We start from the raw sequence: 26,045 nt of genomic DNA, 5'->3' as shown, positions 1-26,045 counted from the left end.
TGTTTGACGCAGCAAGCCTTCCCAATGATCGCGCTAAGTGTGCTGATCGCCAATGCCGGTCATCGGTCAACCTCAGCAGGTGCCTGATTCGAGCAATGCCTCCAGCGGGTGATGTCTTCGGCTTGATCAAGCCAAGTGCTCATCACGTCCTGTCGAATTGCCTCGCCATCCCAGTGGTGTTGTTCGGCCATGTTTTGCGACCAATGCATCAATCCATCGAGGCTGAGTGGCCTGAATCCCGTGATTGAGAGGCCCGTGATCTGCTTGAGTTCGAAGCGACGCAGAACGTCTCCGAGGCCAAAAAGGTGAAGATAAATCATTGAGTTGATCACTTTTTCAGAAATTTATGAACCTTTTTTGCTCAAACTGTTCAGGTTGATGGCCTTTGCTTTTGGAAATATTTCAGTTTGATCAACATGTGGGGTTTGGCACTCATGGATGGAGAGTGCCAAAATTTTGCAAGTTTTCTTGAGCCGATGCCTCTGATCAATGTGCGCACATCGCTGCCAGCCCTGAAGGATGGATCGGCCTTGCTGCAGGAGCTTTCGTCCGAGTTGGCCAACCAGACGGGCAAGCCGGAGGCCTACGTAATGACGCTTCTAGAGACGGGGCTGTCGATGACCTTCGCCGGCAGCCACGAGCCCTGTGCCTATGTGGAGGTGAAATCGATCGGTGCCCTGCGTCCACCTGCGATGACAGCTGCGTTCTGTGAGCTGATTCAGGCACGCACGGGAATCCCTTCTAGCCGGGTGTACATCGGTTTTGAAGATGTGCAGGCGAGCTGCTGGGGGTGGAACGGCAACACCTTTGGGTAACAACATCTGCTAACAGCACGTAACAGGCCAATTCGCGTGTCAATCACGGTGCTTAGCGTTTGCTCAATACGAATGATTGCTGTGAGTGAATCCTTCGGCGGTCTGCCCAATAAAGAGTTGAGTTCTGGTGTGTCGCAGTGGTGGAGTGAACGTGTTCAACACTTGGTTGAATGCGGACGGGCTGAGGATGCCCGCTGCCTTTCCCTGGAGTTCCGGGAAGACAGTGCAGGAACTCTGGATCTCTGGAAACTCTACATAAAAAAGGAGGGTTCCCTAGGCCCTCCCGGAGTCGACGCATTACCCCTCACCGGGGTGCACCAAGTGTTACGTGCTGAACACTCAGATGCTGTAAGTGTTGATACCTATTACTGGTTTCAGCAATCAAGTTAGGGATTGTTCCTGACGCCGCAGAATTTCATAGGCCTGCCAAAGACCTTCAACGTCAGAGCAGACAGAATGTCGATTGCAGACGCGGTAGCGGCCCTGTCCGATGGCATCAATGGTTGTGCCCTTGGACGTGGCGCAGATGCGACTGATGCTCTCCATAGGAACCGCTCAGTGGATTAAGGATCTACAGCCGCGAGGGGGCGGCTTGCACATCTGATTTGCAGTTCTAAATCTCTTTCGCGGGAGAAAAGATCCATGGTTAGAAGCTCATCGCCATAAAAAAACCGGGGCTGGCCCGGTTTTTGTTCAGCTTTTGCTGGCGTTTCGAACGCTCAGGCTTTGGAAGGCTTGGTGGTGAGTGCAGCAGACATGGCGGAAGCCAGGAGCATGCATCCGGCGACGGCGAGGAAACCCATGGATAGGGGGAGGGAACTACGTATTCATCATTCCCACAGCTGACGTCAGCTTTTGTTGCTGTTGGCACGGAATTCGGAAGAACCTTGCTTTCGGTTGCTCTCGGCCGTGTTCAGAGGCATCTCCTGGCGGTCAAGACACGAGGAGCACAGCAATTTTCCATTGTTACGCCAGTACGCCGCCATCGAACGTTCGATGCGCATGGAGCAACCTTCACAGCGAAATAACGGCATCGACGGCTCCGCGGCGCAGCCCCTCCTAACGCAATGGCGCGGCTTAACAGGTGTTCTCTGTGACGATGGGTGCGTTTCGCTCGCCCCAGCCTTGTGATGCAGGCCCTGCGTTTGTTGCTGCTCACCCTGATGGCACCTGTCGCGTCTGCCTTAACGGCGTTTCAACCTTTGGATCGGGTGGAGGGTTGGTTGATCGAGCGACGTTTGGACGAAAACCAGGATCCGATCTGCCGAGCGTCTATGCCAGGACCTGGTACCTGGTTCTCGGCACGGGTTCATCTGGATGCGGACGACGTGATGGTGGTGCCTGCCGGGCTGCGCCGGCCGGACGAGACGAGGCTGGAGGCTGTGCGTGATGCGCTACGGCGCTGCCGCGCCAGTGTTCTTTATCTGTAGCGGATAAAGCTTTGTGGCTGGCGCCGCTGCTGATCCGAAATCGGGCTATGAAATCAGCGTCGGCAGTTGCAAAATCGTCGACTCCTCACACCACCCGAGCCTCCGCTATTCGCGGGGGCTTTTTTTTGATTGATCCCGAACAGCACCTTTTGTTTTTGTGCTCAGCAAATGGTTTGCGGTTGTGATGTTTTTAACTGATTTATCTCTGATGTATTGCATCGAGAGGCTTGATACAGGAGGGCAGTGGATCCAGGAGATCTGCTTCAAAACGGAGTTCAAAGCCTTTGTGAACGCCCGCACCAAATCACGCGCCACCTTGAAGACTTATCGCGTGGTGCATGCCACCTGGAATCAGGTTGTCACCGTTGTGCAGGGAGCAGCTGAATCCCATTGATCAGCCTTGCTTCGGCGTTTCCCGGGCTGTTGCGATCCCAAAGACTTCAAGTCACTTCCTGGGATGCTCAATCTCATGAGCCATGACCAGTGGCCCAGGCGCCTGTGGACATGATCCTCACGCGGTATCTCAGCAGTGAAGGTTGGGTAGAGGAGTGTTCCCATCTCAATGCTTTTGATGCCTAAATCGACGCACGGCGGCGCTGCGTTCTCCGAGGTTGTCCGTACCTGCTCGTGCATTCAGAAACCGGGAGCACGGTTTCGGTGCTCACGGTGAAGCAGTGTTTGCACCAGTACGGCGTCAATGGAGATTTTTTGGCGTGATTCATTCGGAGGTGCGACGCAAGAGCCGGCAGGATGGCGGTTGCTGAAACCTGCCAATGGCGACGTTTCTAGTTACCGGCGCAAACCGTGGGATCGGCTTGGAATACTGCCGCCAGCTCAAGGCCCGAGGCGATGACGTGGTGGCGGTTTGCCGTCAAGTCAGTGATGGACTGGAGGGCTTGGGGGTGCGGGTGGAAGCCGGCTTTGAGTTGAGCGATAGCCAAGCCATTGATGACCTAGTGCAGCGTCTGGATGGTGCGCCCCTCGATGGCGTCATCCTCAATGCCGGGATTTTGCAGTCGATGGGCCTGATGGATTTGGATCCCGCTGGAATTCGCCGACAGTTTGAGGTGAATGCCCTTGCTCCTTTGCTGCTGGCCAGGGCTTTGGTGGATCAGATGCCCAGCGGAGCCAAGTTGGTGCTGATGACGAGCCGCATGGGTTCTATCGAAGACAACAGCTCGGGAGGCTCCTATGGCTATCGGATGTCGAAGGTGGCCCTCAACATGGCTGGAAAATCACTAGCACTTGATCTGGAATCGCGGGGCATCGCTGTGGCGATTTTGCATCCCGGATTGGTGCGCACACGCATGATTGGCTTCAATCCAAGCGGGATTCCGCCCGAGCAGTCGGTGAAGGGGCTGCTGGCCAGGATTGATGGCTTGACGCTGGCCACCAGCGGCAGCTTCTGGCATGCCAATGGTGAGTTGTTGCCGTGGTGAGACGGGAGACACGCTTTGGGATTTGATCCGCGTCATTGGTCAGGCGGGCGCCCTGAACAACGGGTCACCAGCAATGTTGAGGCGTTGTTGGCGGAGAACGACGCCCTACGCCGTGAGCTGTCGCGGCTCAACCGTGAGTTGGAGCGACTGCAACGTCAACAACGCCAACGCATTCCTACGGAACCCAGATCCCATCGCCCTTGGAACGAGCCATCGGCTCAAGCTCCACCGCGCATCAGCAGCCAACAGGTGCGGGTATGGGGGCAGGCCCTCGCCCACCAGCCGGGATGGACGGCACTGCGTCAGAGCAGGTTGGAGGTGTTGATTGATCAGCTCAACCGCAGCAGTTTCCCTGCCCACTTAACCCTTGAACAGCGACTGGATCGGCTGGTTTTTGGTCTGGGAACAGATCTCATTGCAGCTGTAGGAGCCAAGCCAAACAAGCAAACAACGGCAGTTTTGGCGGCGTTTGCGTTGTTTGGAGTTCGCGCCAGTGAATGGCTGGATGAGGATCCACGGCGGGTGGTGGAGCAGTTGCGTCAGCGCCAGGAACGATCAGGCTCCAGAAGGCAGGGTCGCCGCACCCGAACTGATCAACGTCATACGGATCGTCAGGACGATGGCGATGCCCGTGATCCACGCCGTGCCGCTTTAAGGGTGTTGGGCTTGGACGCCAACGCGTCTCTGGCGGAGATCAAGCAAGCGCACCGAAAATTGGTGAAGCAGCATCATCCGGATCTCGGTGGTTTGGCGGAAGCGTTTCGGCGCGTCAATGAGGCGTATCAGTCGTTGGTTCAATAACGCGTTGTTTCGGTGGCGCAGCCCTGGCCGTGTTGATTGACGTTGTCCGATGATTTGAGGCAGCAATCAGGTGGTGTTGATGCCGGTGGAAGTTGGCGTGGTGCTGATTGGTGCTGGATTTGCTGTGGGTGTGTCCCTCGCCGTCGCGGTTTGGTTTGAACGTTGGAAGGCAAAGCAGCCAGACCCTGAAGGCGAATGAGCCATAAAAAAAAAGCCCCGCCGAGGCGGGACTTCAAGGAGGTTGTGCTGTTGTCAGCGGGCTACTTTCTGACCGCGATAAACAAGAGCAGGGCGCTGGGCGTTGGATGCAGCAGCGTTGTTCTGGTTGTACTTCTGGCCGCGATAGGTCAGGGTCATGATGAGTTCCTCGAAGCAAGCTCAGGTCCCCGTTCCATGGCCTGAATCGAACTGCGCCTCGCCAAAGACGAGGTGAACGTGATTGCGTAGCAGTTACTACAGATCCTTTATAGGAGTGCTGTCGATCTACGTGTCGTTCGTGCTGTTACAGAACAAGAATTTTGTTCGGCTCAGGCCTTCAAAAAGTCTTTAAGCACGTTTGGGAGGTGTATGCACCGGGCGCGGCTTGAGTTGTGGTGCTTTTTGAGTCATTACGTAGAAGGCGAATTGAGTTGATTCTGTCGCCGCTTGAATGGTGGGAATGATGGATTGGCTACCGATCTCGAGACTCAAGCTCTGAACCTTCTGGCCCGGACTCAAAGCTTCCATTAATTCGTTGTTCTGCTGAACAGTTCGTCTGCGATTGGGTGATCCTTGATGCTTACTCAGTGTGAAGCTAATGGCGCCCACAGACGCCATCCGTACGGTGTGGGCAGATCAGTTTCAGTGGTCATGAACAGCGCTCAGAGCAAGGATGATTGGGTGAAGGCTCAGCAACACAAGTTCCATAAACCTATTGATGTGGACACCTTGATGTGGGTGCGCAATCGCTTGATGCGTTTGGAAGTGGAGGCCCGTTGGGCCGACCGCATTTGTGTGTTTGAAGAGTTCTTTCCCAATGATGCGATCATTCCGCGCATTTAAATCTCAGCCATGTTTTTGACTGTCTTTGGCCAGAAGGGTGGTGTGGCAAAAACCTGCACCAGCATTCATTTGGCATGTGTTTGGGCCCAGCAGGGCTTCTCGGTGTGTGTTGTTGATGCGGATCGCAACCGTTCAGCAACCGCCTACGCAGCCCGAGGGATGCTTCCATTTGAGGTGGTGCCGGTGGAGGCGGCAGCGAAAGCCACCCGCCATGCCCAAGTGATCATCACCGACGGGCAAGCCAGCAGCCAAGAGGACGAACTTAAGAATCTTTCGGCAGGAGCAGACCTTGTTTTGCTGCCAACCACTCCGCAGGCGAGATCGGTAGAGCTCACCGTCGAACTCTCTTCAATCCTCAGGCAGATGGGCACCATGCATGCCGCGCTTTTGGTGAAAGTAGACAGCAGAAAACAACGGCTCGCCCAGGAAGCACGCCAAATTTTGGAGGGTTTTGATCTGGATGTGATGCAGGCGGAAATCCCCTTGTTGGCGGCGTTTGAAAAAGCAGAGGCGGAGGGTGTTTGCGTGTCGGATGCGGTGGATGATCGTGGTCGTGCCGATCTGCGGCGCATGGGGGGCTGGGCGGCCTATTGCCAGGCCGCTGTTCAGATTCGTGATCGCTTGTCGGTAGCAACGCCCGACGCCATCAGTGCTTGATCAAAAAACACCTCACTTCCGGCGTCGGTCGCCAATCAGACAGATCTTCTGAGCATCTGCCGCAATCATTGAGCCAGCTGATTAGAGCTTGATGGGTCGCAGTTCTTGGTTGAAAAATCCCACCCGCTGTTCAGCCGCATCCACCTGGCAGCCCCATGCTCAACCTGCTTCTTCTGGCCAGGTGAAGGTGAAGCCTTCTTCTGCACCGTCACTTCTCAAGAAGCCAAGCGTCTCCAACAAGACCGCATGATCGAAGCAGTTGTGATGCTTGCCATTGGTTTGTCGATGGCCGGCGTTGTTCTTGGCAGTCTGAACATTGACCAGTCCGTTTAAGTTCAAAAGCGGCTGCTGCTTTTGATGACGTCCTTGTTTGCTTTCATGCTCGGGCAGCTTGAGATCAGCAATCTCACAGCGGCCTTCCTCGTCCTGGTTGCGGTTGTCTTTGTGGGCAGCTTCGCTGTGGTGTCGTTGCAGACCGGTGAACTGATCAAACCACCCAAAAATGACTGACACGTTTGAGCTGAATGCCCGGCAGATCGTTCTGAAAGCATCCAGTGATCGCGTCGTCGCTGAACGGGTGATGCGTCACATTCAGCGGCGCATTGATGAAGACGACTGGCGGCCTTACCGCTCTCAAACTGATGCCTTGCAGGCATGGGCCCGTCTCGGTGGCATCCGGGTGCAAGTGCTTGAAGCTCTGAACTTGCTCTGATAGAGCGTTAGAGCTTCATGATGCATTGATCATTCGCGGAGCTCTCACCGGTTGATGCCTGAGCAACCCAACTCCATGAACGCTGATGCCTCCCATGTGGTGGTGGTCGGTGCTGGCTGGGCCGGCTGGGGTGCAGCCAAAGCTCTCTGTGAAGCAGGTGTTCGCGTCACTCTGATCGATGGGATGTCGGATCCCACGGGGAGGACGCCGATGCGCACCGCTACTGGCAAACCCTTTGAAGCCGGCACCAGGGGCTTTTGGAGGGATTACCCCAACATCAATGCGCTGACGAATGAGCTTGGACTCAGCGATGTGTTTACTGATTTCACCACCAGCGCCTTCTGGTCCCCCGCCGGTCTGGAGGCCACTGCGCCGGTGTTCGGTTATGGGCTGCGGCTCCCCAGCCCCCTGGGGCAGGTCATGGCGACGATCAAGAACTTCAAGCGCCTGCCTGTTTTCGATCGCTTAAGTATTGCCGGCCTGTTGGTGGCGATGCTTGATCTGAATCGAAACGAGGAGACATTCCGGCGTTACGACGCCATCGATGCGTTGACCCTGTTCCGCCAACTGGGAATCAGTGAGCGGATGATCGACGAGTTTTTGCGTCCGATTCTTCTGGTGGGGCTGTTCAAGCCACCGGAGGAATTATCGGCAGCCGTCACCATGGAGCTTCTCTACTACTACGCCCTGGCACATCAAGACTCCTTTGATGTGCGGTGGATTCGTTCCGCCAGTATCGCTGAGCAGTTGATCGCTCCCTTGGCTGAACGCTTGCTGGACTCTGGCCTCCTCAATGTCTTGGCAGGAACGTTGGCCACGCGCCTCAATCTTGATCACTCCAGTGAAGCGATCCAGTCGGTGGAGGTTCGTTCCCAAGCGACAGGACGCTTCAGCGTTGTTGATGACGTTGATGCGGTTGTGCTGGCGGTAGGTGCCAAGGGCATGAATGCCCTGATGGCGCAGTCGCCGCGCTGCAGGGATGTGCTGCCGGAGCTGGTGGCAGCTGGCAGCTTGGGCGCGATCGATGTGGTGTCGGTACGGTTGTGGCTGGATCGCTATGTAGCGGTCGCCGACCCCGCCAATGTCTTTTCGCGCTTTGGCGCATTGCAGGGTGCTGGCGCCACTTTTTTCATGCTCGACCAGCTGCAGAACGCGGATCAAGATGCCCTCTGGTTTGGTGGCGAGCCCCAGGGCTCTGTGGTGGCCAGCGACTTTTACAACGCCACGGCGATCGCAGCGCTGAGTGATCAAGAGATCGTTGAAACACTGCTGGATGAGCTGTTGCCCCAGGCGGTGCCGAGCTTTCGGCTCGCTCAGGTGCTGGAGTTTGAGGTGAGGCGATACCCGGGCTCTGTGTCGTTGTTCTCCCCCGGCAGTTTCAACCAACGGCCGCCGCTGAAAACAGCACTTCCGTCTGTGGTTTGCGCTGGCGATTGGGTGCGGATGGGCGAACGCGAGCATGGTGCCAAGGGGCTGTGCCAGGAACGGGCCTACGTCTGTGGTCTTGAGGCGGCCAATTCCCTGCTGCGCAGTGGGGTGGCAAGGGGGGCGAATGCATCGTCTTGTCATGAGCATCCGGTGCATCCGATCCGTCCCGAAGAGCCCCAAGTGCTTTTGGGTCGGGCCCTCAACAAGCTCGTGATGGATCCCTTGGAGGCTTTGGGACTCCGTTGGCCTTGGTTAGCCTGAGCTCAGAAATTCAGTTGGCCTGAGAGCCAGAGTTCCTGCCAAGACCCTTGGGCTGCAGCACTTAACGCCATGAAGATGGTCACGCTGATGCCGCCGAGGGTTAGCCCCACCCCCATCATGATCAGGGCGGTCAGTCCTTCCGCTTCGGTGAGCGGTGGCTTTTCGAGAAAGCGACGCTTGGCCATGTTGTTGATCCGATGCACCCGTTCTGCATCGGCACAAGGGCACTTGGCAACTGGCCTTATCACTCATTCTTGCAGAGCTGCGGGGGGATGCCTCAGCGCTGCGTAGGTTGCTGGGCTGCGCTTGACGCCGCTCCGATGGGTTTCATCATGCAGCCATGACTGGTTTGATCTGTGGCATGACCGCCCTGTGGCTCCACGCCTGGTGGTGTTGCAGGACAACCAATTCGCCTGCAGTCAAACGCAGCTGGCCCTACCCACGGTCCTGGAAAAACAGCGCCGATCTGTATGCAAGGCCCTGTCGCCGCCACCGTCATCTCAGGGCGCGCACGCAACTCAGTGCACGCAGCCGCCGAATTGCAGGCAGCTCTCCAGCCTTGGTAGCGCAAGCTACAGAAAACCCGTAAATTGGCGTATTTGGAATTTTTCGTAGAACGGCAGCCGATCATTCGAGGCCAGGAGTGAGAAACGCCGTCAGCAACTGAAGGGACTGTCGTTTGTGGTTGCGGCGCTTTGCGTTCTGGCGTTGTTGGCGATCCGTCTCGGCACCTGTTGCCTTGGTTCGGTTCGCACTGACCTTTTCGGTTTTTTCAGCTGGCGGGTAATGGTGTCAACTGCCCGGGCAAGGCTGTGGCGGCCACTAGATGTGGTGTCTAAAGCCCTTGATTGTGGATGCAGGGCAGTTATGTTCCGTTTGTTCCCCATCACCTGGCTTCAGTCCGCGCGGCTGGGGCTTTTTTTATTGCCTCATCGCAGGATGTTGTATCCGGGGAAACCATATTCCGATTGTCTTAAGTGACATCGCTTGGTTGCAACGGTCACATCGATATACCGTGGTCCCTAATTTAAATGAATTCTTCATCCCTTGATATCTCCTGCCGAATTGTCGAGCATCAAATGGGAGCAAGATGGGGAAATGTCTGCGCAATTCACCTGGAATCTGGTGAAAAAGATCACCAACGTGGAAGAACAAGACAAGGCATCGAGCTTGTTGCATTTGTCGTCGAAATACAGCCACTACAGGCGATCCAATCGTCGCTGAATTCGACCCCTTCCTTCGACAGGTGGTCTGATCTTTGATTGAAGCGTGAGAGAGGTCGTTCGTGCTTATTCCGTTGTTGTCGGCAAATTCTGGAAAGCGTCTTGTTCCAAGTTGAGTCCCCCATTTGAGGGAGGGCGAAGCCTTAAACACTCCCTCATTTGAGGGATGGAGAGTGGTGTTGGTGAGCTGGCATCAACCTACGTGGCTGCTGGTGCTGTTCTGCGCCGGAATGGGTGGTTTGACCATGGCCTGATCCATTCCTTTGCAGAATTACTGCATTGATGGGGAGCGTGGTGGCTGGAGCGGGTGTGAATCGTGCTGATCAGCGCTGGGGTTGGTGGCCGCTGCTGCCGCTCTATCCCTACGGCCGTCGCCGCACGCTGTTCAGTGAGGTGATCCCCGGCCAGCTCTGGAGCCTTGAGCAGCTGCAGGGTGTTTATTACGTGGCCGTGCCGGTGCGACTCACCGTGGCCAAGGTGCCCGGTGGCTTGATGTTGGTGAACCCTCTGCCGCCCACCGGTGAGGTTCGCCAAGCCATTGACGAGTTGGAACAACAGCACGGTCCGGTGCGCACGATCGTTCTGCCCACCGCCTCTGGTTTGGAGCACAAGCTTCCCCTCGGTCCCCTAGCCCGCGCCTTCACGGATGCGGACATCTGGGTGTGTCCGGGGCAGTGGAGCTTCCCAGTGCAGTTGCCCCTGGCCTGGCTGGGTGTGCCGGCACGTCGCACCAAGGTGTTGTTCGACGATGGCCTTCCCCATGGCGATGTTTGTGAGTGGTTCTCCCTTGGACCGCTCGACCTTGGAGTCGGCCGTTTCCAGGAGGTCTCCTGTTTCCATCGCCCGTCAGGGGCTCTGTTGGTGACCGACGCCCTAGTGGGCATCAGTGCTGATCCGCCGGCCCTGTTCGATCTCGATCCAACGCCGTTGTTGTTCCATGCCCGCGAACGCGGAGACGAGCCCCTCACTGATTCAGCGGAAACCCGTCGCCGTGGCTGGGCCCGGCTGGTGCTGTTTGCCTCCTACCTGAGGCCGGAACCGCTGGAAGTTCCAGAGCTCCCTGAGTTGCTGCGGGATGCCTTCAAGCCCGGGCTCCGTTCCCTGAAGGCCCACTTTGGCCTCTACCCCTTCCGTTGGAAGGCCGGTTGGCAGGCGGCTGCTGATGGCTTGATCGGCGAAGAAGCGCCCAGGCTGCAGGTGGCACCGGTGCTCGAGCGGTTGGTGTTGCCCAGAGCCCAGGACGCCCTTTTGTCTTGGTTGCACGCGTTGAGCGGTCTGGCTGAGCTGCGCTGGCTGGTGCCGGCCCACTACAGCGCGCTAGTCACATTTACCCCCGAAACCGTGCAACAACTGCTCGCGTCGTTGCAACAGCGTGATTGGGCTCCCAGTTCAGAGAACTGGGAGTTTCTTGGATCCATTGATCAGCGTTTGCTGGATCTCGGTGTTGTTCCTGATCAGCCCGTGATCAAAGCTTGAGTTCGTCTTCTGGTTCGATTGCCATCTGTTCGTCAGCGAACAAGGTTTCCTCGAGCTCCTTGCGCTGTTCCATCTGGCGCAGGAAGTAGCCAGTCATCATTGCCGAGGCAAGCATGTTGGCGAGGTTGTCGCGGTTGGCTGTCACCTTCACTTCAAAGTGTTCGCCGGGAAGCATCCCCAGCAGGCCCTGAACGTTGTGGCGAATGATGTCTTGAATATCGTTGCTTGCTGATTTGGCGACCCGCTGAAGAGTGTCTGGTGACTGCTCCTGCAGGTACTGGATCAGGCTGTTCCCCGCTTGACCGTCACTACTGTCAGTTGTCAAAAACTCGGGGTTAAACATTCGCCTGTGATGTTCATCACGGACTAAACCTTAACGTAGACACTCGTATTCAACCGGCATCGCTGCTGTCGGTGATCCGTAACGGACCGAACCTCTGCAGCGGCCAATACCGCCAGACCGCAGTGCCCAGCACATTGGTTTCTGGCAGTGATCCCCAGAGGTGGGAATCGAGGCTGGCATTGCGGTTGTCCCCCATCACCCACAGCTGATCCGCCGGCACGGTGATCGGGGCCATGGCGTAAGCAATCGGTTCCGCCAACCAGGGTTCTGCAGCTGGTTCGCCGTTGCGGAACAGCCTGCCGTCGTGCACGTCCAGCTGATCGCCAGGCAGTCCCACCACCCGTTTGATCAGCGCAGCCGATGCGTCGTAGCCAGCGGCCACGAGCTGCTCGGGCGGGGCGAACACCACCACTTCGCCCCGCTGCAGATGGCTGTGGCGGCTGCGGGCCAGGAGGGGCCTCACTTTCTCCACCAGGATGCGATCCTGCAGCTGCAGGGTGGGCAGCATCGATCCGGAGGGAATCCAGCGCGGCTCCATCACCAACCAGCGCAGCAGCAGCGCCAGCAGGGCCCAGAGAATCAGATTGCGCCAGAAGCCCTTGCTGTCTTCTCCTGGAGCAGGTGTCGTGGGTTGGGTCATCGTTGACCGAAGATCACACCAGCCTGGCCTGCTGCACTGACCATCGCTCGCGCCAATTTGCAGGCTGCCCTCACCCTGCTTGAGGCTCTTTGTCTTCAGGGGCTGAAGCAGCTGGTGCTCTGCCCTGGCAGCCGTTCCGGTCCCCTGGCAACAGCGGCGGGAGTGCTGGCATCCCAGGCGAAGCTGCATTTGGTCACGGCCATCGACGAACGGTCGGCCGCGTTTCTGGCCCTCGGCATGGCGACCGCCCATGGACGCGCCGTGGCGGTGGTCACCACCTCCGGCACCGCGGTGGCCAACCTTCTTCCCGCTGCGGTGGAGGCGGACCGCTCCTGTCAGCCCTTGCTGTTGCTCACGGCAGATCGACCCACTCGGCTCAAAAACTGCGGCGCCAACCAGACCGTTAATCAGGAAGCCTTTTTGCTCGCGGCCTGTCGCTGGTTCGGCAGTGGAGCGTTAGATGGCGTCCACACGCAGGCCAGCGACGCCCTCAACGCCCTAGCGGTTCAGGCCTGGCAGCGAGCCCAGGGTGCAGGCATTGGGCCGCCGGGACCAGTGCAGCTCAACCTGCCCTTCGAGGAGCCGCTGCACGCCACTCTCGAGCAACAGCAACAGCTGGTTTCGGGCGCAGGTTCAGTTGCGGCTTGCTCAAAGCCTTCGCCCGAGATTGGGCCTGTGCCTCGCCTCGATCCAGAGCGCCCGGGGGTGGTGATTGCTGGCCCTTGGCGTGGACTTACGCCCGCGGTGGAGGCTTATCAACAGGCGCTGCATCGTTGGCTGAACCTCAGCGGTTGGCCTGTGCTGGCGGATCCCCTTGCCGCACTTGCTTCCGATTGCCCCAACCGCATTGAGCACTGGGAGCTGCAACTGGATTGGCTGAACATCCCTGACGATGCCCAGTTGTTGCGGCTTGGACCGATGCCCGCCAGCCGGCGGCTGGAGACCTGGCTTCAGCGCCATCAGGGTCCCCAACTGTTGATCACTGAAACGGATTCAAGGCCGCTGGATCCCTTGCGAAAAGCCAGCCAATGGTCGGGGGGGTTGGTTGCCTGGATCGCCCAACAGGCCGTCCTGGAACAGTCGACCAAGCCATCAGCAGCCACCAACGACCTGTCGCCGTGGCTCGAGACCCAGCTGCCACTGAATGGCGCCGTCAACGAGCCGGCTCTGGCCTACTGGCTTCCCCAGCTCCTGCCGGAGCATTTGCCGCTGATGCTGGCTGCTAGTTCGCCGGTGCGCGACTGGTTGACCTGGGGCGGGCCCGCCTGTGGCCGCCACCGTTGCTTCAGCTTCCGCGGGGCCTCGGGCATTGACGGAACCTTGTCTCTTGCCATGGGTCTGGCGGCGAATCTCGGTCCGTTGGCCTTGGTGACCGGTGATCTTGCGCTCTTGCACGACAGCAACGGTTGGCTGCTTGCGTCGTCCGCTGCAGCACCTCCACCACTGCTGGTGCTGCTGATCGACAACGGCGGCGGCGGCATTTTTCAGCAGTTGCCCATTGCCACAGCGGGGTTCGAATCGCTCTTCGCCATGCCCCAGCAGGTGGATCCCCTGGCCCTGGCGGCGGCCCATGGTGTGCCAGGACGCCAGGTGGCCTGTTTGGACGACCTGCAGGAGGCCTTGGCCTGGGGCTTGTCGCAGGAGCGGCCGGTGTTGTTGCGGTTGTGCAGCGACCGCGGTCGTGATGCCGACCTGCGTCAGCAGCTGCGCGCCTCTGCTCAGAATGAATGCACTGAGCTCTGAGCCCGATGAGTGACATGCGTCAGGTGCTCCCTGGTGCGCCAAGCGCGCAATGGACCTCGTGGGGCAGCTACCAGGACATCCTTGTGGACCGGTGCGCGGACGGCCTGGCTCGCGTGGCCATCAACCGCCCCGCCAAGCGCAATGCCTTCCGCCCGCAGACGGTGATGGAGCTGTGTGATGCATTTACGCGCATTCGGGATGACCGTCACATCGGTGTGGTGCTGTTCACGGGCGTTGGGCCGGCCCCTGATGGTGGCTATGCCTTCTGTTCCGGCGGTGATCAGAGTGTGCGTGGGGACGGTGGTTACATCGGCGAGGACGGCCTGCCGCGCCTGAACGTGCTGGATCTGCAGCGCATCATCCGCAGCCTGCCCAAGGTGGTGATCGCTCTGGTGGCGGGCTATGCCATGGGCGGCGGCCAGGTGCTGCATCTGCTCTGCGACCTCAGCCTCGCCGCCGACAACGCCGTTTTTGGCCAGACCGGACCCAAGGTCGGCAGTTTTGATGGCGGCTTTGGTGCGGGCTATCTGGCGCGGGTGGTTGGCCAGCGCAAGGCACGTGAAATTTGGTTTCTTTGCCGCCGTTATGGCGCCAAGGAGGCTTTGGAGATGGGGCTCGTTAATGCCGTTGTGCCGTTGGAGCAGTTGGAGGCGGAGGGGGTGCGTTGGGCCCGGGAGGTGATGCAGCACAGCCCTACGGCCATCCGTTGCCTCAAGGCCGCATTCAATGCCGAAACCGATGGCCTCGCCGGGCTGCAGGAGTTGGCCGGCAATGCCACCCATCTCTTTTATCGAACTGAAGAAGCCGTGGAAGGCCGCAATGCCTTCCTCGAGAAGCGGTCTCCAGATTTTTCCGAGACGGGCTGGTTACCCTGACTTCAATGCAGCCTCTTCCTGCGCCGGAACCACTGGCCCTGCTGCAGGCGGCGGCTGTTGATTCCGTTTCGGCAGGCTTGGCCTCACTGCCTCAGGATCTGCACGGCCGGAACAGTCGCCACGTGGTTATGTTGCGCGGCCGTCGTCGTGTGTTTCTGCTCGACAACGGCGAGCTGCGCAACTCCTTTCCGGTGGCCATCGGCATGCCCGGCTGGGAGACTCCCACCGGAATCTTTGAAGTACTGCAGAAATTCCCCAATCCGGTGTGGGTGCACCCGGTGAGTGGCGAGCGGGTGGAGGAACAAGCGCCCAAGAACCCCTTGGGCAGTCACTGGATCACCTTCCATCGCGACTGCCTCGGCCGTGATGCCCATGACGGCGAGGCTTGGATCACGATCAAGGGATGCACCACGACAGGGTTCCATGGCAACCCCCACCGCTGGACGGTGGGACGGGCCGTCTCCCATGGCTGCGTGCGGCTTTACAACGAAGATGTGAGTTCCCTGTATCGCCAGGTGTCGCTTGGAACTCAGGTGACGGTTCTCCCCTGACGGAACAGATTTAAAAATTCCCCTTAAAGTCGCTGCGCCAACGCCGATCTGAGACATGCGCATCCTCTTCGCTGCAGCGGAATGCGCCCCGATGATCAAGGTTGGAGGGATGGGCGATGTTGTTGGCTCTTTGCCGCCGGCATTGGCCAAGCTCGGCCACGACGTGCGCCTGATCATCCCGGGCTACGCCAAGCTCTGGAGCCGCCTCAACGTGCCGGCTGAGCCGATCTGGCGGGCCCAGACGATGGGCACCGAATTCGCTGTCTACGAAACGAAGCATCCCACCAATGGGATGACGATCTACCTGGTGGGTCACCCGGTGTTTGATCCGGAGCGCATCTACGGCGGTGAAGACGAGGACTGGCGCTTCACCTTCTTCGCCAGTGCTGCTGCCGAGTTCTCTTGGAACGTCTGGAAGCCCCAGGTGCTGCATTGCCACGATTGGCATACCGGAATGATTCCGGTCTGGATGCATCAAGACCCTGACATCAGCACGGTGTTCACCATCCACAACCTCAAGTATCAGGGCCCATGGCGCTGGAAGCTCGACCGGATGACCTGGTGCCCCTGGTACATGCAGGGGGATCACACCATGGCCGCAGCGCTCCTGTACGCCGACCGCGTCAATGCGGTTTCTCCCACTTACGCCCAGGAGATCCGCACGGCGGAATACGGCGAAAAGCTGGAGGGTCTGCTCAACTTCGTCTCGGGCAAGCTGCGCGGCATCCTCAACGGCATTGATCTGGATGCCTGGGATCCAGCCACCGATCGCTCCCTGCCGGCGAACTTCAGCTCCGAGGATCTCTCCGGTAAAGCGGTTTGTAAGAAGGTTCTTCAGGAGCGGATGGGCCTGGAGGTGCGGGAGGACGCCTTCGTTCTGGGCATGGTGAGCCGCCTGGTCGACCAGAAGGGGGTCGATCTGCTGCTGCAGGTTGCTGATCGCCTGTTGGCTTACACCGATACCCAGATCGTTGTGCTGGGAACCGGGGACCGTGGCCTGGAATCCGGGCTCTGGCAACTCGCATCGCGTCACCCGGGCAAGTGCGCTGTCTTCCTCACCTACGACGATGACCTGTCACGGTTGATCTATGGCGGCAGCGATGCCTTCCTGATGCCGAGCCGGTTTGAGCCCTGTGGCATCAGCCAGCTCTATGCCATGCGTTACGGCTCAGTGCCTGTGGTTCGCAAGGTTGGCGGGCTCGTCGACACGGTTCCGCCCCACATCCCCGCTGCCGACAGCGGCACTGGGTTCTGCTTCGATCGCTTTGAGCCGGTCGACTTCTACACATCCCTGGTGCGGGCTTGGGAAGCCTTCCGCCACCGTGACAGCTGGGTCGAGCTGCAGAAACGCGGCATGAATCAGGACTACAGCTGGGATCGTTCTGCGGTCGATTACGACCTCATGTACAAGGACGTTTGTGGTATCAAAGAACCCACGCCGGATGCTGCCCTGGTGGAACAGTTCTCCCAAGGTCAGGCTGCTGATCCCTCCCGTTCCGAGGGGCAGACTGAAGAGGCCAGGGTTCCTGCTGAGGCGACCTCCGCCAGTCGTAATCCTCTGAATCGTCTCTTCGGTCGTCGATCCAGTTGAGTTTGAGCGAGCCTGCCCGATCCGACTCCCCCACTGAGGCTCGATCTGAGTCTCAGAGCGTGGAGCCATCGGGCAATCTTCCGGCTCCCTACGTCAGCCCTTGGCAGGAGTTCGGCCGCAACCTGCAGGCAATGGCTGCTGATGTTCGGCTCAGGGGCCAGGAACTCTGGCGCCGCAATCGTGAGGGCGAGCTTTCGGTCCCAGGCTTCTGGCCCCGGGATCTGGCACCCATCTTCTGGCCACTTTTGCTGGTGTTGGTGCTCCTGCTGCCGCTGGCTGGGGTCCGCTTCTGGCAGGACCATGCCAGCCCTGCCCCGCGTCCTGAGCTGGTCGAAGTGCAGCGGACGTCTCCCCTTGACCTTCCCGTGCCGGAGCTGATCCCAGCACCACAGCCCCTGGTGGAGGAGCCATCACCCATGCCGGCAGCTGAAAATGCTGAGCCGGACTTGGAGCCATCGGATCTGGAGGAGCCCCTCCAACCCCTACTCAGTTTCGATCCTCTCTTCTCTCTGTTTCAAGACACGGCCGTCCCTGACGGACTGCTCCGTTCAGCCAAGCCCGTTCCGGAGCAGGACCGCTTGCTGTTGGAGTTGTCTGTTGACGTTTGGGAGCAGTTGCCGCTCGATCAGCGCCAGGCCCTTGCCTCCAGTTGGCTACAGGTGGCGTTCGAGCTGGATTACGCCAGTCTTCATTTGATCAATGAACAGGGCGATCTGCTGGGGCGGTCAGCTCGGGTTGGCGGCGGCATGATCCTGTTTGACCTCGGGTTGGTGGGATGACCCTGACGCTGCGTCAGCTCATTGATGTCTGGGGAACCCCCCTGGGCGGCAGGTTTGAACCCGATGCGCTTGTTGGACGGGTGTGTACCGACAGCCGCAAGCTTCAGGCAGGTGATTTTTTTGTCCCCCTGGTGGGCGAGCGCTTCGATGGTCATCACTTCCTCGACCAATTGCCTGAACACAAGGTCCAGGCTGCTGTTGTGAGCTGCAGCTGGGCTGAACCGTTGCCGCCGGACCTGCTGCATTGGCGGGTGGACGACACACTGCTGGCTTATCAACAGCTGGCCTTGCTGCACCGGCGTGCCCTGGGCACGCCTCTGGTGGCGGTGACGGGCTCAGCCGGCAAAACCACAACACGCGAGTTGATTCGAGCGGTATTGGCTCCGCTGGGAGAGATTCAGGCCAGCGAAGGCAACAACAACAACGACGTTGGGGTTCCCCTCACCGTGCTGGGCGCCACCGCAGCTGATGCGGCCCTGGTGATCGAGATGGGCATGCGGGGGCCTGGGGAGATCGAGCGTCTCTCCTGCTGCACCGAGCCTGATCTGGTGGTGATCACCAACATCGGGATGGCCCACATTGGCCGCCTCGGCAGCCGTGAGGCGATTGCAGCGGCCAAATGTGAGATCACTGCTGGGCTGCAAGCCAAGGGAACTGTGGTGATTCCCGCCGGTGATCCCCTGCTGGAGTCGGCGTTGGCGGCGGTCTGGTCCGGCCGCGTGCTGCGTGTGCGCCTGGCTGACGATCCCGAGGCCGAATCCGATCTGATGGGTAGTGATCCGATCGAAGCTGATCTAGTAGGTGAAATCAAGGGCGACCAGTTGCTGATCGATGCGGATCGTCTCCCGCTTCAGTTGCAGGGGCGCCATAACGCCCGCAATCTGCTCTTGGCCGTTGCTGTCGCTGATCAATTGGGAGTGTCTCGTAAGGCGTTACAAGGCATGGAGGTGACGGTGCCGGGCGGACGCAACCGCCGCCTGCAGCAGGGTGGTTTGACGCTCCTCGATGAGACCTATAACGCCTCCCCCGAGGCGGTGATGGCGGCTCTCGAACTGTTGGCTGCGCAACCGGGGCGACGTTTTGCCGTGCTGGGCACGATGTTGGAGCTCGGGGATCGCAGCCTGGAGCTGCATCAGCAGGTCGCCGCCCGCGCAGTGCAGCTCGGCCTGGATGGCCTGGTGCTGGTGGATGGTGGTGAGGAGGGCAAGGCGATGGCTGAAGTGGCGTCATCCCTGCCCCACTTGCAGCTGGTGTCAAATCCAGAAGACGCCGCAGCGCCCTTGGCAGCATGGCTTGAGTCAGGGGATGTTGTGCTGCTCAAGGCCAGCCGTGGTGTCGCTCTGGAACGGTTGATACCGCTCTTGCCATGCCCTTAAAAAGGCTGGATTAAACCTTTCGTTCTGCCCAGCCGTCCTTGCTCATCTGACGGGCGCGACCAATCGCCAGGGCGCCATCCGCCACATCCTTGGTGATCGTTGACCCGGCACCGATCGTGGCGCGTTCGCCGACGTTGATTGGGGCAACCAGCACGGAATTGGCACCGGTTTTGCTGTTGCTGCCGATCACGGTGCGGTGCTTGTTCACCCCGTCGTAATTGGCGGTGATTGTTCCGGCCCCCACGTTGACTTTTTCCCCGAGTTGGGCGTCGCCGATGTAGCTGAGGTGGTTCACCTTGGTGCCAGCCCCCAGCTGGCTTTTCTTCACCTCAACAAAGTTGCCGATGCGGCATCCGTCGCCTATATCTGCGGCCGGCCGGAGGTGAGCAAAGGGACCGATGGCAACGTCGTTGCCCACCTTGGCCTCACGCACTACGGAGTGCACCGCACTGACGTTGGCCCCTAGAGATGCATCCTCGATCATGCTGCTGGGGCCAATTCGGCAGTTGTCGCCAATCACGCAGCGGCCACGAAAATGGGTTTGCGGTTCGACCACCACATCACGGCCGAAGCTGCAGCCTTCGCTCAAGGTGCAACTGTCGGGATCAATGAAGGTGACTCCTTCATCCATCCAGTGGTGGCGCAATCTTTGCTGCAACAGGGCTTCGCACTGGGCCAGTTGACGCCGGTTGTTGATGCCGTTCACCTCATCGGCATCGGCTACCTCCAGGTGCATGGCCTTGGGCAGCATCGCCACCGTGTCGGTGAGATAAAGCTCTCCCTGATCGTTGTCGGTGCTGAGCTTCGGCAGAACGTTGGCCAGGGCCGTCCAGTTGAAGCAGTAGATCCCGGCGTTGGTGAGGTTGTTGCTGCGTTGCTCGTCGGTGCAATCGCGATGCTCAATGATGCTGCTCACCTGGCCGTCGGCATTGGCGAATACACGCCCGTAACCGGTGGGATCCGCGAGCCGTGCTGTCAGCAGGGTGACATCGGCACCGCTGGCCCGGTGCTGTTGCACCAACGCTTCGACCGTTTCACTCCTCAGCAGCGGCACATCACCGTTGAGCACGAGCAGTTCGCCTTCAAAGCCCTCCAGCGAGGGGATCAGATGTTGCACGGCATGCCCCGTGCCGTTCTGGGGCTGCTGCAGAACAAATTCCAGGCCTCCGAGCGGAGCCAGCTGCTGCTCCACCCGTTCCGCCTGATGACCCACGATCAACAGCCGCCGTTCCGGTTTCAGGTTGCCGGCACTGGCGAGCACCCGTTCCACCAGGGTGGCTCCCGCCAGGGGTTGGAGCACTTTCGGAAGTGCGCTCTTCATGCGGGTGCCTTTTCCAGCGGCCAGAACGGCTACGGCGAGCATGCGGAGCGAGGGGAAGACGGGCGGAATCTACCGGGCTCAGGAAGGACTGTCCCTGCGCCAGCGCCTTTGCCAGGCATTGGTTGGTTCGTGCCCGCAATGCTCCTGTTCAAGGCAGCGGCGCTCAAGGATGACTTCAGCCGTGGCGTTGCCCCGGGGATCGCGAAACGGCACAGCCGCTCGCGTCTGCAGGTGTTCCAATTCCATGGCCGAGAGGGGCTGCCAACCGGGGCCTTCAAAAGGACAGCCGGAGTCTGCGGTTGTGGCCAACGTGCCGCTGCTCCACCCCACCCGTTCCCCCGGGGCTGGCAGCAGTGAAAACAGGTTCAAGCCCGCTCGTTTCAGGCTGGCCCGCACTGCAGCTGAACGGCTGTAGGTCAGCAACCGTCCCAGCGGCGCCAAGCGCTGTGCCAGGGCTCCCAGGAATTCCTCGCTCCATAGTTCTGGGCAGCGCTGGGGCGAGAAGGCATCCAACAGAATCAGATCGAAGCGAACGGGCTCAGGAATCTGCTGGAGCATCGATCGGGCGTCTCCCCAGAGCTGGATCCCTTGGCTGTTGTGCTCCTGCCAGCCGCCGTGGTCGCGGATGGCTTGAAGCTTCGCGAGCACAGGGGCTGACCAGAGGCATTGGAAGCTTGCCTGTTCCAAGGCTTGTTCCAAGGGGCGGCGGTCCAGCTCAAGCCCCCACCACTGCACCTGCGGCCCAGCCGACGGCAAGGCCTCCATCACGGCGGCCGTGTTGTAACCCAGCCCCAGGCACACATCAAGGATCCTTAATTCAGATCCGCTGCTGAAGCGCTGCAGCTCTGCGGGTTGGACGAACTTGGCCCGGGCCTCATTCAGGGCCCCCGCCGAGTTGTGAAAGGCCTCCCCGAAGTGATCGCTGTGCAGGCTGAAGCTGCCATCCGCCGTTGGGTAGACGCGGAGCGCGCCGAGCTCAGCAGCGGAGCCGTTCAAGTTCGTCCCAGAACGAGGGGTACGACACGGCTGCAGCTTCGCTTCTCGCCAGGCTGGAATTGCCGTCGGCGAGCATGGCTGCGACGCCGAGGCTCATTGCCACCCGGTGATCAGTTTCGCTGTCCAGCACAGCTCCCTTGAGTGGACGACCTCCACGGATGGTCATGCCGTCCTCTTGTTCATCAATGTCGGCCCCCATGGCCTTGAGCTGACGGGCCATCACCGCAAGCCGATCTGTTTCCTTCACCCGCAGTTCAGACGCTCCACTGATTCGACTTTCGCCCTCGCAGAAACAGGCGGCAACGCTGAGGATCGGCACTTCATCCACGAGGCGGGGCATGATCTCCTCGCCGAAGTGGAAGGGTTTCAAGGGGCCGTGGGTCACCCGAAGATCGCCTACCGGTTCACCCGCAACATCGCGGGGGTTGAGCACGTCGATCTGGGCACCCATCTGTTCCAACACCTCCAAGATCCCGGTGCGTGTTGGGTTCAGCCCCACGTTTTCGATGGTGAGATCGGCGCCGGGAATCAGGGCTCCAGCCACAAGCCAGAAGGCCGCTGAGCTGATGTCGCCAGGGACCACTACGCTCTTGCCATTCAGGGTGGAGCCGGGACGCACGCTGATGTGCCGTCCCATTTCACCTCCCACGCTGATATCGGCGCCGAACGCCTTGAGCATTCGCTCGCTGTGATCGCGGGACTGGGCCGGTTCGATCACTGTGGTCTGGCTTTCGGCCGTTAGCGCAGCTAGCAGCAGTGCCGATTTCACCTGAGCACTGGCCACGGGCGTGCCGATCACCGTTCCTTTCAGCTGACACCCTTGCACTGCCAGCGGTGCCAGGTTGCCGCCATCACGGCCACGCACATCTGCTCCCATCGAGGCCAACGGTTGGCCCACCCGAAGCATGGGGCGGCGGCGCAGGGACGCATCGCCATCCAGCACGAAATGGCGACCGTCGCGGCCCGCCAGCAGGCCCAGCATCAATCGCATCGTGGTGCCGGAGTTGCCGCAGTCGAGCACTTCTGCTGGCTCCTGTAATCCATCCAGACCCACGCCCTCAACGGTGACGATGTCGCCGTCGGTAATTGGGCTGATGCTGACGCCCATGGCCCGCAGGCAGGCGGCTGTGCTCAGGGGGTCTTCAGCGGGGAGCAGGCCGTCAATCGTCGTCGTGCCCTCAGCGATGGCGCCAAACAGCAGCGATCTGTGCGAGATCGATTTATCTCCCGGGACCTTCACCCGTCCCTGGAGGCTTCCTCCGGCCTTGAGCTCACGGGGGTTGTCGGATTGGCCTGTGCCGCTCAAGGTCGCAACGTCGTTGGGCTGATCCTATTGGCCGGTCTTCAGGCCCTGAATCAGTCGGTCAAGGGCATAGCCGAACAGGCTGGGGTCGGGGTCGTCGTTGCCGAGGTCTTCCAGACCCAGCTCGGCCCAGCGGTCGCTGACCCGTTGTTCCAGATCCTCAGGACGGCTGAGGGGTTCACCCCATTCGTGATTTTTCTCAGGTCCCACTTTGGTGGTGGCATCAATGGCCAGGCGTCCCCCAAGGCCCAACTGCTCGCTGGCGAAGTCCAGGGTGTCGAAAGGGGTGTTCTCCAGGGTGAACAGGTCGCGTTGGGGATCCACCTGGGCCGCGATGGCCCAGACCACCTGGCGCGGGTCGCGCACGTTGATGTGACTGTCCACCACCACCACGAATTTTGTGTAAGTGAACTGCGGCAATGCACTCCAGAAGGCCATGGCTGCACGCTTGGCCTGCCCCGGATAAGCCTTGTCAATCGAGATCACCGCCAGCTTGTAGCTGAGCGCTTCCATCGGCAGGAAGAAGTCGGTGATCTCCGGAATCTGCTGCCGCAGGATCGGTGTGTAGATCCGGTTCAGCGCGATGGCCAGCATCGCTTCTTCCTTGGGAGGACGGCCGCTGAAGGTGGTGAGAAACACCGGATCCCGCCGTTGGGTCATGCAGTGGAAGCGCACCAGAGGTGAGTCCTCCACACCGCCGTAGAAGCCCATGTGATCTCCGAAGGGGCCATCCGGCAGCACTTCCCCTGGGGTGATCGTCCCTTCCAGCACCACTTCGCTGTGGCTGGGCACCTGAAGGTCGATGGTTTTGCAGGGGGCCAGACGCACCCCTTCTCCGGCATAGATGCCTGCGAACAGCCATTCACTGAGCTGCACCGGGATCGGTGTGGCAGCGGCCATCACCAGCAGCGGGTGCACGCCAATGGCCACTGCCACCTCCAGCTTCTTGCCCATAGCGGCCGCTTTGCGCAGGTGGCGGGCGCCGCCGCGCACGCTTAACCAGTGCACGGTCATCGTGTTCACCGACTGCCTCTGCAGCCGGTAGACGCCCACGTTGGGGACACCGGTTTCTGGGTCTTTGGTGATCACCAGCCCAAGCGTGATCACGCCCCCGGCATCACCGGGCCAGGGCCGGATTAGGGGGATGTTGTTGAGATCGACCTCATCACCACGGAAAACCTGCTGACGGCAGGGGGGTGTGAGGTCGCGGTCGGGCTTGGCTTTGACCAGGTCCCAGAAGACGCGGGCGAATTGCTTGGTTTCCTCCAGCCCCTTGGGCGGTCGGGGTTGCTGAAGCAGGGCCAGACGTGACCCCAGCTCCTCCAGCTGCTCGGCCCGTTCGAGGCCCATGCTCCACACCACCCGTTCCACGGTGCCGAGGGTGTTGACGGCCACCGGCATCGTGGAGCCGATCACGTTCTCGAACAGCAGGGCTGGCCCTCCTTGACTCAGCACCCGGTCGGCAATGGCCGCCAGTTCGAGGTCGGGGTCCACCGGTGCCGTGATCCGTCGCAGCTGGCCGCGCTCTTCGAGGAGCTTGAGGAAGCCCCGCAGATCTCGGGTGGCCGGACCGGATTGGAACAGGGCCATGGGATGACGGTCTCGGCGCAAGCAGTCTCGGTACTGTGTCGCACGCCGGTGTACAGCGTGGCCATGCAGATCTCCTACTTCCATGTGCCGGCAGAGATGCCGCAGGATCTACGCCCCGATGCGGCGGTGGTGATTGATGTGTTGCGGGCCACCACCACCATTGCCTGGGCATTGCACAACGGTGCAGAGGCGGTGCAGGCTTTCGCCAGCCTCGACGATCTGCGCAGTGCGGCAGCGGCGTGGCCGGCCGATGCGCGGCTGCTGCTGGGCGAGCGCGGCGGCCAGATGCTCGAGGGCTTTGACCTAGGCAACTCACCTGTTGCCGTGAATCCGGAGCGGGTGGCTGGCAAGCGTCTGTTCATGAGCACCACCAATGGCACCCGTGCTCTTGATCGTGTGCGCCAGGTTCCCCTGCTGTTGACGGCGGCGTTGCCGAACCGCGATGCCGTGGCTCAGCGTTTGCTGGCGAAACAACCCAGCCATGTGGCGGTTGTTGGCAGCGGTTGGGAGGGGGCCTATTCCCTGGAGGATTCACTGGCCGCTGGCGCCTTGGGGCATCGGTTGCTGGAGCTGGATCCCACCGGGAGCAGCGCCGCCAACGACGAACTCACTGCAGCCGTTTCCCTCTGGCGTCAGTGGCAATCCGATCCAGAGGAGTGCCTTCGCACGGCGACCCATGGGCAGCGGTTGATTCGCCTGGGCGATCACGACGCCGATTTCCGCTGCTGTGCTGGCCTCGACCAGCTCAGTGTCGTTCCGACACAGGTCGAGCCCGGGGTGCTTCGAGCGGCCTGACCCTCATTAAAATCCGCCTATCTGATCAGTTCATGTGAGCGACTTCCTGGCGGCTGCTGTCCAGCTGACGAGCGGTCAGGATCCGGAGCTCAACTTCAATACGGCTGAAGAGCAGATCGACCTGGCTGCCCGCCGAGGGGCGGAACTGATTGGTCTGCCCGAAAATTTCGCTTTCATGGGTGAGGACAGCCGGCGCCTTGAGCTGGCCCCCGACCTTGCTGAGCAGAGCAGTCGATTCCTGGTGACCATGGCGCGTCGTTACCAGGTGGCGCTTCTTGGCGGTGGCTTTCCTGTGCCGGTCGGTGATGGATCGCGAACCCTTAACCGCGCTGAGCTCGTCGACCGTGACGGCATGCTCCTGGGCCGTTACGACAAGATTCACCTCTTCGATGTCGACCTGCCGGACGGCAACACCTATCGCGAGTCGGCAACAGTGAACCCAGGCAGGGATTTGCCTCCAGTCGTTGAGATTCCTGGTCTCTGCAAGGTGGGGCTGTCCATTTGCTACGACGTGCGGTTTCCTGAGCTTTATCGCCATCTCGTCGGTGCCGGCGCAGACCTGTTGATGATTCCTGCGGCATTCACAGCCTTCACCGGAAAAGATCACTGGCAGGTGCTTCTTCAGGCCAGGGCCATTGAGAACACGGCCTACGTGCTGGCTCCGGCGCAGACAGGTGTCCATCACGGTCGGCGTCAGAGCCATGGACACTCTCTGGTGATTGATCCCTGGGGAACAGTCCTCGCCGATGCGGGTGTGCAGGCAGGAGCAGCCATTGCTCCGGTGAACACCAATCACCTTGGTCATGTTCGGGGTCAGATGCCGAGCCTTCGGCACCGCCAACCCGCTCTGTTCTGAGCG

31 protein-coding genes are annotated in these 26,045 nt (G+C 60.2%); 20 read left to right on the top strand and 11 right to left on the bottom strand.

The annotated features are described in order from the left end of the window. Window positions 1-59 precede the first annotated feature (59 nt). Window positions 60-320 (bottom strand): hypothetical protein, encoded by a 261-nt coding sequence (locus FZX09_RS03960; protein WP_226400188.1) that lies wholly within the window; start codon window positions 318-320, stop codon window positions 60-62. 156 nt (window positions 321-476) lie between these two features. On the opposite strand from FZX09_RS03960, the gene FZX09_RS03955 reads away from it, so the two are divergent. Further along, the gene (locus FZX09_RS03955) at window positions 477-815 is read left to right on the top strand and encodes a phenylpyruvate tautomerase MIF-related protein (RefSeq protein WP_226400186.1); all 339 of its coding nucleotides are present in this window, start codon (window positions 477-479) and stop codon (window positions 813-815) included. A 381-nt stretch (window positions 816-1,196) separates the two neighbouring features. Here the strand turns inward: FZX09_RS03955 and FZX09_RS03950 are convergent, their stop codons facing one another. Continuing rightward, window positions 1,197-1,361 (bottom strand): hypothetical protein, encoded by a 165-nt coding sequence (locus FZX09_RS03950; RefSeq protein ID WP_226400184.1) that lies wholly within the window; start codon window positions 1,359-1,361, stop codon window positions 1,197-1,199. 557 nt (window positions 1,362-1,918) lie between these two features. On the opposite strand from FZX09_RS03950, the gene FZX09_RS03945 reads away from it, so the two are divergent. From FZX09_RS03945 to FZX09_RS03930, 4 genes are all read left to right on the top strand, one after another. Then, entirely contained in the window at window positions 1,919-2,245 is a 327-nt protein-coding gene (locus tag FZX09_RS03945; RefSeq protein ID WP_226400182.1) for a hypothetical protein, read from the top strand. A gap of 208 nt (window positions 2,246-2,453) precedes the next feature. Then, a complete protein-coding gene (locus FZX09_RS03940) occupies window positions 2,454-2,639 on the top strand; it encodes a hypothetical protein (RefSeq protein ID WP_226400180.1) in 186 nt (61 codons plus the stop codon). A gap of 379 nt (window positions 2,640-3,018) precedes the next feature. Then, entirely contained in the window at window positions 3,019-3,684 is a 666-nt protein-coding gene (locus tag FZX09_RS03935) for an SDR family oxidoreductase (protein WP_226400178.1), read from the top strand. 15 nt (window positions 3,685-3,699) lie between these two features. Then, a complete protein-coding gene (locus FZX09_RS03930) occupies window positions 3,700-4,485 on the top strand; it encodes a J domain-containing protein (protein ID WP_226400176.1) in 786 nt (261 codons plus the stop codon). 252 nt (window positions 4,486-4,737) lie between these two features. Here the strand turns inward: FZX09_RS03930 and FZX09_RS03925 are convergent, their stop codons facing one another. Then, window positions 4,738-4,842: a DUF4278 domain-containing protein gene (locus FZX09_RS03925; protein ID WP_226400174.1), complete on the bottom strand. Its 105-nt coding sequence runs from the start codon at window positions 4,840-4,842 to the stop codon at window positions 4,738-4,740. 189 nt (window positions 4,843-5,031) lie between these two features. Beyond that, window positions 5,032-5,301: a hypothetical protein gene (locus tag FZX09_RS03920; protein WP_226400172.1), complete on the bottom strand. Its 270-nt coding sequence runs from the start codon at window positions 5,299-5,301 to the stop codon at window positions 5,032-5,034. A 33-nt stretch (window positions 5,302-5,334) separates the two neighbouring features. Between FZX09_RS03920 and FZX09_RS03915 the strand changes: the two genes are divergently transcribed. The 5 genes from FZX09_RS03915 to FZX09_RS03895 all read left to right on the top strand — a co-directional run bounded on the left by FZX09_RS03915 (window position 5,335) and on the right by FZX09_RS03895 (window position 8,584). Further along, window positions 5,335-5,526, top strand: coding sequence for a hypothetical protein (locus FZX09_RS03915; protein ID WP_226400170.1), 192 nt, complete (start codon window positions 5,335-5,337; stop codon window positions 5,524-5,526). A gap of 9 nt (window positions 5,527-5,535) precedes the next feature. Further along, window positions 5,536-6,183 (top strand): ParA family protein, encoded by a 648-nt coding sequence (locus FZX09_RS03910; RefSeq protein ID WP_226400167.1) that lies wholly within the window; start codon window positions 5,536-5,538, stop codon window positions 6,181-6,183. 357 nt (window positions 6,184-6,540) lie between these two features. Beyond that, the gene (locus tag FZX09_RS03905; protein WP_226400165.1) at window positions 6,541-6,693 is read left to right on the top strand and encodes a hypothetical protein; all 153 of its coding nucleotides are present in this window, start codon (window positions 6,541-6,543) and stop codon (window positions 6,691-6,693) included. After that, entirely contained in the window at window positions 6,686-6,895 is a 210-nt protein-coding gene (locus FZX09_RS03900; RefSeq protein ID WP_226400163.1) for a hypothetical protein, read from the top strand. The genes FZX09_RS03905 and FZX09_RS03900 overlap by 8 nt, the downstream gene beginning before the upstream one ends. Before the next feature lie 54 nt (window positions 6,896-6,949). Continuing rightward, on the top strand, window positions 6,950-8,584 hold the full coding sequence (locus FZX09_RS03895) for an FAD-dependent oxidoreductase (protein WP_226400162.1): 1,635 nt from the start codon (window positions 6,950-6,952) through the stop codon (window positions 8,582-8,584). Window positions 8,585-8,586: 2 nt separating this feature from the next. On the opposite strand, the gene FZX09_RS03890 is transcribed toward FZX09_RS03895, so the two are convergent. Next, complete coding sequence (locus tag FZX09_RS03890; RefSeq protein WP_226400161.1) at window positions 8,587-8,832, bottom strand: hypothetical protein; 246 nt, start codon at window positions 8,830-8,832, stop codon at window positions 8,587-8,589. A gap of 1,100 nt (window positions 8,833-9,932) precedes the next feature. On the opposite strand from FZX09_RS03890, the gene FZX09_RS11890 reads away from it, so the two are divergent. Both FZX09_RS11890 and FZX09_RS03885 read left to right on the top strand, forming a co-directional pair. Continuing rightward, the gene (locus tag FZX09_RS11890; protein WP_255599588.1) at window positions 9,933-10,061 is read left to right on the top strand and encodes a hypothetical protein; all 129 of its coding nucleotides are present in this window, start codon (window positions 9,933-9,935) and stop codon (window positions 10,059-10,061) included. A 28-nt stretch (window positions 10,062-10,089) separates the two neighbouring features. After that, window positions 10,090-11,283 carry a DUF4336 domain-containing protein gene (locus tag FZX09_RS03885; RefSeq protein WP_226400160.1) on the top strand — a complete coding sequence of 398 codons (1,194 nt, stop codon included), beginning with the start codon at window positions 10,090-10,092 and terminating at the stop codon, window positions 11,281-11,283. Here the strand turns inward: FZX09_RS03885 and FZX09_RS03880 are convergent. Together FZX09_RS03880 and lepB are read right to left on the bottom strand one after the other, a co-directional pair. Beyond that, window positions 11,273-11,626, bottom strand: a complete 354-nt coding sequence (locus FZX09_RS03880) for a DUF760 domain-containing protein (RefSeq protein ID WP_115023423.1) — start codon at window positions 11,624-11,626, stop codon at window positions 11,273-11,275. The genes FZX09_RS03885 and FZX09_RS03880 overlap by 11 nt on opposite strands. 49 nt (window positions 11,627-11,675) lie before the next feature. Beyond that, window positions 11,676-12,266: a signal peptidase I gene (gene lepB, locus FZX09_RS03875; RefSeq protein ID WP_226400159.1), complete on the bottom strand. Its 591-nt coding sequence runs from the start codon at window positions 12,264-12,266 to the stop codon at window positions 11,676-11,678. Window positions 12,267-12,323: 57 nt separating this feature from the next. On the opposite strand from lepB, the gene menD reads away from it, so the two are divergent. From menD to murF, 6 genes are read left to right on the top strand one after another with little or no spacing between them, the layout of a single operon-like run. Then, entirely contained in the window at window positions 12,324-14,009 is a 1,686-nt protein-coding gene (gene menD / locus FZX09_RS03870) for a 2-succinyl-5-enolpyruvyl-6-hydroxy-3-cyclohexene-1-carboxylic-acid synthase (RefSeq protein ID WP_226400155.1), read from the top strand. Between the two features lie 5 nt (window positions 14,010-14,014). Beyond that, window positions 14,015-14,884 carry a 1,4-dihydroxy-2-naphthoyl-CoA synthase gene (menB, locus tag FZX09_RS03865; protein WP_226400153.1) on the top strand — a complete coding sequence of 290 codons (870 nt, stop codon included), beginning with the start codon at window positions 14,015-14,017 and terminating at the stop codon, window positions 14,882-14,884. A 5-nt stretch (window positions 14,885-14,889) separates the two neighbouring features. Next, window positions 14,890-15,435: a L,D-transpeptidase gene (locus tag FZX09_RS03860; RefSeq protein WP_226400151.1), complete on the top strand. Its 546-nt coding sequence runs from the start codon at window positions 14,890-14,892 to the stop codon at window positions 15,433-15,435. A 55-nt stretch (window positions 15,436-15,490) separates the two neighbouring features. Continuing rightward, window positions 15,491-17,026 (top strand): glycogen synthase GlgA, encoded by a 1,536-nt coding sequence (glgA, locus tag FZX09_RS03855; RefSeq protein WP_226400149.1) that lies wholly within the window; start codon window positions 15,491-15,493, stop codon window positions 17,024-17,026. 59 nt (window positions 17,027-17,085) lie between these two features. After that, window positions 17,086-17,805: a hypothetical protein gene (locus FZX09_RS03850; RefSeq protein ID WP_226400147.1), complete on the top strand. Its 720-nt coding sequence runs from the start codon at window positions 17,086-17,088 to the stop codon at window positions 17,803-17,805. Beyond that, on the top strand, window positions 17,802-19,181 hold the full coding sequence (murF, locus tag FZX09_RS03845; RefSeq protein ID WP_226400145.1) for a UDP-N-acetylmuramoyl-tripeptide--D-alanyl-D-alanine ligase: 1,380 nt from the start codon (window positions 17,802-17,804) through the stop codon (window positions 19,179-19,181). Before FZX09_RS03850 ends, murF begins: the two co-directional genes overlap by 4 nt. Before the next feature lie 10 nt (window positions 19,182-19,191). Here the strand turns inward: murF and glmU are convergent, their stop codons facing one another. Genes glmU through FZX09_RS03825 form a run of 4 tightly spaced genes read right to left on the bottom strand, consistent with a single transcriptional unit; the run spans window position 19,192 to window position 24,391 of the window. Beyond that, window positions 19,192-20,544: a bifunctional UDP-N-acetylglucosamine diphosphorylase/glucosamine-1-phosphate N-acetyltransferase GlmU gene (glmU, locus tag FZX09_RS03840; RefSeq protein ID WP_226400143.1), complete on the bottom strand. Its 1,353-nt coding sequence runs from the start codon at window positions 20,542-20,544 to the stop codon at window positions 19,192-19,194. Window positions 20,545-20,580: 36 nt separating this feature from the next. Beyond that, window positions 20,581-21,498: a tRNA (5-methylaminomethyl-2-thiouridine)(34)-methyltransferase MnmD gene (locus tag FZX09_RS03835; RefSeq protein WP_226400141.1), complete on the bottom strand. Its 918-nt coding sequence runs from the start codon at window positions 21,496-21,498 to the stop codon at window positions 20,581-20,583. Beyond that, window positions 21,479-22,804: a 3-phosphoshikimate 1-carboxyvinyltransferase gene (gene aroA, locus FZX09_RS03830; protein ID WP_226400139.1), complete on the bottom strand. Its 1,326-nt coding sequence runs from the start codon at window positions 22,802-22,804 to the stop codon at window positions 21,479-21,481. Before aroA ends, FZX09_RS03835 begins: the two co-directional genes overlap by 20 nt. Before the next feature lie 24 nt (window positions 22,805-22,828). Then, window positions 22,829-24,391 carry a UbiD family decarboxylase gene (locus FZX09_RS03825; RefSeq protein WP_226400137.1) on the bottom strand — a complete coding sequence of 521 codons (1,563 nt, stop codon included), beginning with the start codon at window positions 24,389-24,391 and terminating at the stop codon, window positions 22,829-22,831. A 63-nt stretch (window positions 24,392-24,454) separates the two neighbouring features. Between FZX09_RS03825 and FZX09_RS03820 the strand changes: the two genes are divergently transcribed. Together FZX09_RS03820 and FZX09_RS03815 are read left to right on the top strand one after the other, a co-directional pair. Continuing rightward, complete coding sequence (locus FZX09_RS03820) at window positions 24,455-25,186, top strand: 2-phosphosulfolactate phosphatase family protein (RefSeq protein ID WP_226400365.1); 732 nt, start codon at window positions 24,455-24,457, stop codon at window positions 25,184-25,186. Window positions 25,187-25,220: 34 nt separating this feature from the next. Continuing rightward, a complete protein-coding gene (locus FZX09_RS03815) occupies window positions 25,221-26,042 on the top strand; it encodes a carbon-nitrogen hydrolase family protein (RefSeq protein ID WP_226400135.1) in 822 nt (273 codons plus the stop codon). Window positions 26,043-26,045: the final 3 nt, after the last annotated feature.

The organism is Synechococcus sp. MU1643 (assembly GCF_020514095.1).
Taxonomy (GTDB): Bacteria; Cyanobacteriota; Cyanobacteriia; order PCC-6307; family Cyanobiaceae; genus Parasynechococcus.
Note: the sequence above shows the minus strand (reverse complement) of the source record. Positions and strands in the feature narration are given on the sequence as shown.

Coding starts and splice junctions, on each gene's coding strand:
- FZX09_RS03960 (WP_226400188.1), bottom strand. CDS start 320: ATGATTTATCTTCACCTTTTTGGCCTCGGAGACGTTCTGCGTCGCTTC.
- FZX09_RS03955 (WP_226400186.1), top strand. CDS start 477: ATGCCTCTGATCAATGTGCGCACATCGCTGCCAGCCCTGAAGGATGGA.
- FZX09_RS03950 (WP_226400184.1), bottom strand. CDS start 1,361: ATGGAGAGCATCAGTCGCATCTGCGCCACGTCCAAGGGCACAACCATT.
- FZX09_RS03940 (WP_226400180.1), top strand. CDS start 2,454: ATGTATTGCATCGAGAGGCTTGATACAGGAGGGCAGTGGATCCAGGAG.
- FZX09_RS03935 (WP_226400178.1), top strand. CDS start 3,019: ATGGCGACGTTTCTAGTTACCGGCGCAAACCGTGGGATCGGCTTGGAA.
- FZX09_RS03925 (WP_226400174.1), bottom strand. CDS start 4,842: ATGACCCTGACCTATCGCGGCCAGAAGTACAACCAGAACAACGCTGCT.
- FZX09_RS03920 (WP_226400172.1), bottom strand. CDS start 5,301: ATGGCGTCTGTGGGCGCCATTAGCTTCACACTGAGTAAGCATCAAGGA.
- FZX09_RS03915 (WP_226400170.1), top strand. CDS start 5,335: ATGAACAGCGCTCAGAGCAAGGATGATTGGGTGAAGGCTCAGCAACAC.
- FZX09_RS03910 (WP_226400167.1), top strand. CDS start 5,536: ATGTTTTTGACTGTCTTTGGCCAGAAGGGTGGTGTGGCAAAAACCTGC.
- FZX09_RS03905 (WP_226400165.1), top strand. CDS start 6,541: ATGACGTCCTTGTTTGCTTTCATGCTCGGGCAGCTTGAGATCAGCAAT.
- FZX09_RS03900 (WP_226400163.1), top strand. CDS start 6,686: ATGACTGACACGTTTGAGCTGAATGCCCGGCAGATCGTTCTGAAAGCA.
- FZX09_RS03895 (WP_226400162.1), top strand. CDS start 6,950: ATGCCTGAGCAACCCAACTCCATGAACGCTGATGCCTCCCATGTGGTG.
- FZX09_RS03885 (WP_226400160.1), top strand. CDS start 10,090: ATGGGGAGCGTGGTGGCTGGAGCGGGTGTGAATCGTGCTGATCAGCGC.
- FZX09_RS03880 (WP_115023423.1), bottom strand. CDS start 11,626: ATGTTTAACCCCGAGTTTTTGACAACTGACAGTAGTGACGGTCAAGCG.
- lepB (WP_226400159.1), bottom strand. CDS start 12,266: ATGACCCAACCCACGACACCTGCTCCAGGAGAAGACAGCAAGGGCTTC.
- menB (WP_226400153.1), top strand. CDS start 14,015: ATGAGTGACATGCGTCAGGTGCTCCCTGGTGCGCCAAGCGCGCAATGG.
- FZX09_RS03860 (WP_226400151.1), top strand. CDS start 14,890: ATGCAGCCTCTTCCTGCGCCGGAACCACTGGCCCTGCTGCAGGCGGCG.
- glgA (WP_226400149.1), top strand. CDS start 15,491: ATGCGCATCCTCTTCGCTGCAGCGGAATGCGCCCCGATGATCAAGGTT.
- murF (WP_226400145.1), top strand. CDS start 17,802: ATGACCCTGACGCTGCGTCAGCTCATTGATGTCTGGGGAACCCCCCTG.
- glmU (WP_226400143.1), bottom strand. CDS start 20,544: ATGCTCGCCGTAGCCGTTCTGGCCGCTGGAAAAGGCACCCGCATGAAG.
- FZX09_RS03825 (WP_226400137.1), bottom strand. CDS start 24,391: ATGGCCCTGTTCCAATCCGGTCCGGCCACCCGAGATCTGCGGGGCTTC.
- FZX09_RS03820 (WP_226400365.1), top strand. CDS start 24,455: ATGCAGATCTCCTACTTCCATGTGCCGGCAGAGATGCCGCAGGATCTA.